The sequence below is a fragment of the Rhizobacter sp. genome, from assembly GCF_035702065.1.
GTDB lineage: Bacteria > Pseudomonadota > Gammaproteobacteria > Burkholderiales > Burkholderiaceae_C > Rhizobacter.
Window position 1 is genome coordinate 1 of the sequence record NZ_DASSRA010000320.1, and the last position, 4939, is coordinate 4939.

At 69.0% G+C, this 4939-nt stretch carries 3 protein-coding genes and 1 pseudogene; all 4 read right to left on the reverse strand.

What is annotated here, in order from left to right; all coding sequences use genetic code 11:
* Window positions 1-105: 105 nt before the first annotated feature.
* Window positions 106-990 (reverse strand): annotated as a pseudogene (locus tag VFL64_RS14190) (DMT family transporter); the annotation flags it as partial.
* Between the two features lie 4 nt (window positions 991-994).
* Window positions 995-2305 (reverse strand): type III glutamate--ammonia ligase, encoded by a 1311-nt coding sequence (glnT, locus tag VFL64_RS14195; protein WP_489541030.1) that lies wholly within the window; start codon window positions 2303-2305, stop codon window positions 995-997.
* Entirely contained in the window at window positions 2302-3582 is a 1281-nt protein-coding gene (gabT, locus tag VFL64_RS14200) for a 4-aminobutyrate--2-oxoglutarate transaminase (protein WP_489541031.1), read from the reverse strand. The genes glnT and gabT overlap by 4 nt, the downstream gene beginning before the upstream one ends.
* A gap of 168 nt (window positions 3583-3750) precedes the next feature.
* Window positions 3751-4939 (reverse strand): aldehyde dehydrogenase (locus tag VFL64_RS14205; protein ID WP_489541032.1); only part of this gene is annotated, 1189 nt, incomplete at its 5' end.

Sequence of the window (4939 nt, forward strand, 5' to 3'; positions counted from 1 at the left end):
CCCACCACCGCAGTGCTCGACGTCTTCAAGCTGGTGGCTTTGCCCGACTGACGGGTCAGAGCGTCCGGGCGCGAGAGGCGCTTGCACCGGAGCCGGTGCCCCGCCTCTCGCGGGCCAGGTGGCCAGCACCACGCCCGCCAGCGCCAGCGCAAAGGCGGCGGCCTGGGCCAGGCTGAAGCGCTCGCCGAGGAAGGCCACGCCCACCACCGCGGCGCTCACCGGCAGCATCACCGTGAAGACCCCGGCCGACGACGCCGGCACATGGCGCAGGCCGGTCATCCACAGCCACACGGTGACCATGCTGGCGGCCAGCGAATAGAAGAGCAGCAGCCACCAGTGGGTTGGGGCAACGGCCGAGAAGTCGAAGCTCGCCGCCTGCCACAGCCCGAAGGGCGTCACCAGCAACAGGCCCCACAGATTGACCAGCGCGCTGATGCGCTTGGCCGAGACCTGGCCGGTGAGCTTCTTGCCGATGACCACGTAGCTGGCTTCGCAGGTGACGGCACCGCACAGCAGCAGGTTGCCCCACAGCGAGGTGCCCGTGTCGCCACCCGCGTGCTTGGTGGCCGACACCAGCGCGATGCCGCCCACCGCGCAGGCGATGCCGGCCGCCACACGGCGCGTGATGCGCTCGCGCAGCGCCACCCACGACATCACCGCCACCACGCCCGGTAGCGCCGCCATGATCACGCCCGCGGCCAGCGCGGAGGTGAGCGACACGCCGAACAGCATGCAGATGGAAAACAGGAAGTTGCCGAAGAAGGACTCGAAGAACAGCAGGATGCGGTCGTGCCGGCTGAGTGGCGCCTCACCGGGGGCGCGCCGGAACCAGCCGGCCATGGCGACGGCGCCGATGCCAAAGCGCAGCCAGGCCAGCAGGAAGACCGGGAACACCAGCACCAGCAGCTTGGAGAAGCCGACGTAGCTGCCGACCAGGGCCATGCTGCTGCCCAGGCAGAGGTAAGAGACCCAGGGCGCGCGCGGGTGCATCGGGTCAGAAGGCGGCGGCGTAGCGCGCCGTCTCCCAGGCGCTGACGTGCCGCGAATAGGCGATCCATTCCTCGCGCTTGAGGCGGGTGAACTCGCCGGCCAGCGTCTCCCCCAAAGCCGAGCAAAGCACCTCGTTGTCGGCGAGCGCATCGACTGCCTCGCCCAGGCTCTGCGGCAGCACCGCGATGCCGCGAGCGCGGATCTCGGTCAAGGGCAGGTCGAACAGATCGTCGGCGCACGCAGGGCCGGGGTCCCGCCGCCGGTCGATGCCATCCAGGCCGGCTGCGATGAGCCCGGCGGTGGCCAGGTAGGGGTTCGCTGACGAATCGGGCAGTCGCCACTCGAAGCGGCCGGCCAGCGTGCGGACCAGGGCCGTGCGGTTGTTCGGCCCGTGGGCCACATAGGCCGGCGCCCAGGAGGTGCCCGACAGTGACTCGCCCACCACCAGGCGCTTGTAGCTGTTGACCGTGGGCGCGGCCAGCGCGCACAGCGCGGCCGAGTGGTGCAGCACGCCGGCGATGAAGTGCGGCTCGTCCACGCAAACGGCGTTCTCGCCCTGGCCTTGCCACAGCGACACGTGGAAGTGCATGCCGCTGCCCGGCTGGTTGGCGAAGGGCTTGGGCATCATCGAGAAGAGGCTGCCATGGCGCTCGGCGATGGCGTGTGCTGCCATCTTGAAGAGCATCAGGTGGTCGGCGCTGGTGAGAGCCTCGGCATGGTGGAAGTTGAGCTCGTACTGGCCGTGGGCGTCTTCGTGGTCGATCTGGAAGACGTCGAGCCCGCAGGCAGTGAGGCCGCTGCTCAGTTCGTGCAGGAGTTCGCGCTGGCGGGGCAGGGTCTTGAGGTCGTAGGAGGGCTTGTCCAGGCCATCGCCGGCATCGGCCGGTGCGGGTGCTGTCGCTCTGGGGTCGAGCAGGAAGAACTCCGGCTCGATACCGGTGCGCATCGTCAGCCCGCGCTCGGCCAGGCGTGCGATCTGGCGGCGCAGCACCTGGCGCGGGCAGGCGTCGAAAGGCTCGCCGGCCACGAAGCCGTCGCAGGCGATGCGTGCGTAGCCGGGCATCCAGGGCAGGGCGCGCGCGGTGCTGGCATCGCCGCGGCCGTAGTACTCCGAGCGCGGGCCGGTGCGCGGCAAACCCGTGCCCCAGATCGACGGGCCGGCAAAGCCCACGCCTTCGCTCAGCAGTAGATCGAGCTGTGCCAGAGGCACCAGCTTGCCCTTGGCGACGCCGTGCACATCGGTGAACTGGGCGATGAGGGTGTGGACGCCCTGTGTCGTCAGTTGTTCCGCCAGGGTGGCGCCGAGTTCCTTCATGCGGTCGCGGCCAGGCGCAGGGCACCTTTCAGGATGTCGACGGCTTCGTCGAAATGGGCTGCCGCGATGGTGAGCGGGAAGAGGAAGCGGATCACGTTGCCGTCGACCCCGCAGGTCAGCAGGATCAGCCCGCGCCTCAGCGCCTCGGCCTGCACGCGCTTGGCGAAGTCGGCGTCGGGCTCGCCGCTGCGCGGGCGGGTGAACTCGACGGCCACCATTGCGCCCAGGCCGCGGATGTCGCTGATCTGCGGCACCTCGGAGCACATGCCGTTCAGCGCCACCTTGAGCGCATCGCCCAACTGCTGGCCACGCTCGGGCAGCTGCTCGTCGCGCATCACGTCGATCACGGCGTGGGCTGCTGCAATGGCCAACGGGTTGCCGGCGTAGGTGCCGCCCAGGCCGCCGGGGGCGGGCGCGTCCATGATCTCGGCGCGGCCGGTCACGGCGGACAAGGGCAGGCCCGCGGCCAGCGATTTCGCGCTCACCAGGATGTCAGGCAGCACGCCGTAATGCTCCATGGCGAAGAGCTTGCCGGTGCGGCCGAAGCCGGTCTGCACCTCGTCGGCAATCAGCACGATGCCGTGCTGGTCGCACAGCTCGCGCAACCACTTCACGGCCTCGGCACGGATCACGTTGAAGCCGCCTTCACCTTGCACCGGCTCGAACACGATGGCCGCCACGCGGGCGGGGTCGATGTCGGCCTTGAAGAGATGCTGCACCGCCTTCTTCACGTCGTCGAGCGGCGTGCGTTCGCAAGGGAAGGGCGCGTGGTAGATCTCGGGCGGGAAGGGCCCGAAGCCCGCCTTGTAGGGCTGCACCTTGCCCGTGAGCGCCACGGCGAACAGGCTGCGGCCATGGAAGGCGCCGCCGAAGGCGATGACGCCCGAGCGCCTGGTGTGCGCGCGGGAGATCTTGATCGCGTTCTCGATCGCCTCGGCGCCGGTGCTGAAGAGCGCGGTCTTCTTGGCGTGAGTGCCGGGCGTGAGCGCGTTGAGCTTCTCGGCCAGCGCGATGTAGCCCTCGTAAGGCACGACCTGGTAGCAGGTATGGGTGAAGCGCTTGAGCTGGGCCTCGATCGCGGCAACGATCTTCGGGTGACGGTGCCCGGTGTTCATGACCGCGATGCCGCCGGCGAAGTCGAGGTAGCGCCGGCCTTCGACGTCCCACAGCTCGCCGTTCTCGGCGCGGTCGGCGAAGAAGGTGCCCATGACGCCCACGCCACGTGGCGTGGCGGCGGCCTTGCGGGCCATCAGTTGTTCGTTGAGGGAGTGGTTCATGCGGGTCTCCGGGCAGAGCTTCGATACCTCAGCCTGAGCAGACTGTGTCACTCGGACGGCACATGCACAAGCGAAGCGAAGTGCCCCCTCAAGCAACACCCGAGGAACCGGCTTTGCCGGGCCTCTGGGTGGCGCCCCTTGGGGGCAGGAGCGAAGCGACTGGGGGGCTCAATCGATCCGGATCCAGGTCGTCTTGAGCTCGGTGTACTTGTCGAACGCGTGCAGCGACTTGTCGCGTCCGTTGCCACTTTGCTTGTACCCGCCGAAGGGCACAGTGATGTCGTCTTCGTCGTACTGGTTGACGTGCACCGTGCCAGCCCGCAGCGCACGCGCCACGCGGTGGGCACGGTTGATGTTGCTGCTCCAGACGCTGGCCTGCAGGCCATAGGTGGAGTCGTTGGCCAGTGCGATGGCCTCTTCTTCGGTCTTGAAGCGGATGACCGAGAGCACCGGGCCGAAGATCTCTTCGCGGGCGATCTTCATGCCGTTGTGCACGCCATCGAACACCGTGGGCTGCACGAAGTAGCCGCCGGTCTCGGCGCGAGCTTGCTGGCCACCGGTTGCGATGCGGGCACCTTCGCTGCGGCCGGCTTCGATGTAGCCGAGCACGGTGCGCAGCTGCGTGTCGTCGACCAGGGCGCCCATCTCGGTGGCGGCATCGAGCGGGTCGCCTGGCTGGTAGGCGGGGGCTTCGCCGGCGACGATCTTCACGAACTCGTCGGCGACGCTTTCGTGCACGAACACCCGCGAGGGGGCGTTGCACGACTCACCCTGGTTGAAGAACATGCTGCCCGCCACGGTCTTGGCGGCGCGGGGGATGTCGTCGAAGTCGGGGAACACCACGAAGGCCGACTTGCCGCCCAGCTCGTTGTAGACGCGCTTCAGGTTGCTGCGGCCGGCGTACTCGAGCATCTTGCGGCCCACGCGGGTGGAGCCGGTGAAGCCGATGGCGTCGACGTCCATGTGCAGGGCCAGCGCCTCGCCAGCCTCATGGCCGTAGCCGGGCACGACGTTGAACACGCCTTCGGGCAGACCGGCTTCGAGCGCCAGCTCGGCCAGGCGCAGGGCGGTCAGCGGCGACTTCTCGCTCGGCTTGAGCACCACCGAGTTGCCCGCGGCCAGCGCCGGCCCGAGCTTCCAGGCGGCCATGATCATCGGGTAGTTCCAGGGCACGACCGCGCCGATCACGCCCATGGGCTCGCGGGTGATCAGCGCCAGCGCCGAAGCGGGCGTCGGCGCGACCTCGTCGTAGCGCTTGTCCACCGCCTCGCCGTACCAGGCGATGCAGCGGGCCGTGGCCGGCACGTCCACGGACAGCGCGTAGCGGATCGGCTTGCCCATGTCGAGCGTCTCGAGC

Coding starts and splice junctions, on each gene's coding strand:
- gabT (WP_489541031.1), bottom strand. CDS start 3,582: ATGAACCACTCCCTCAACGAACAACTGATGGCCCGCAAGGCCGCCGCC.
- glnT (WP_489541030.1), bottom strand. CDS start 2,305: ATGAAGGAACTCGGCGCCACCCTGGCGGAACAACTGACGACACAGGGC.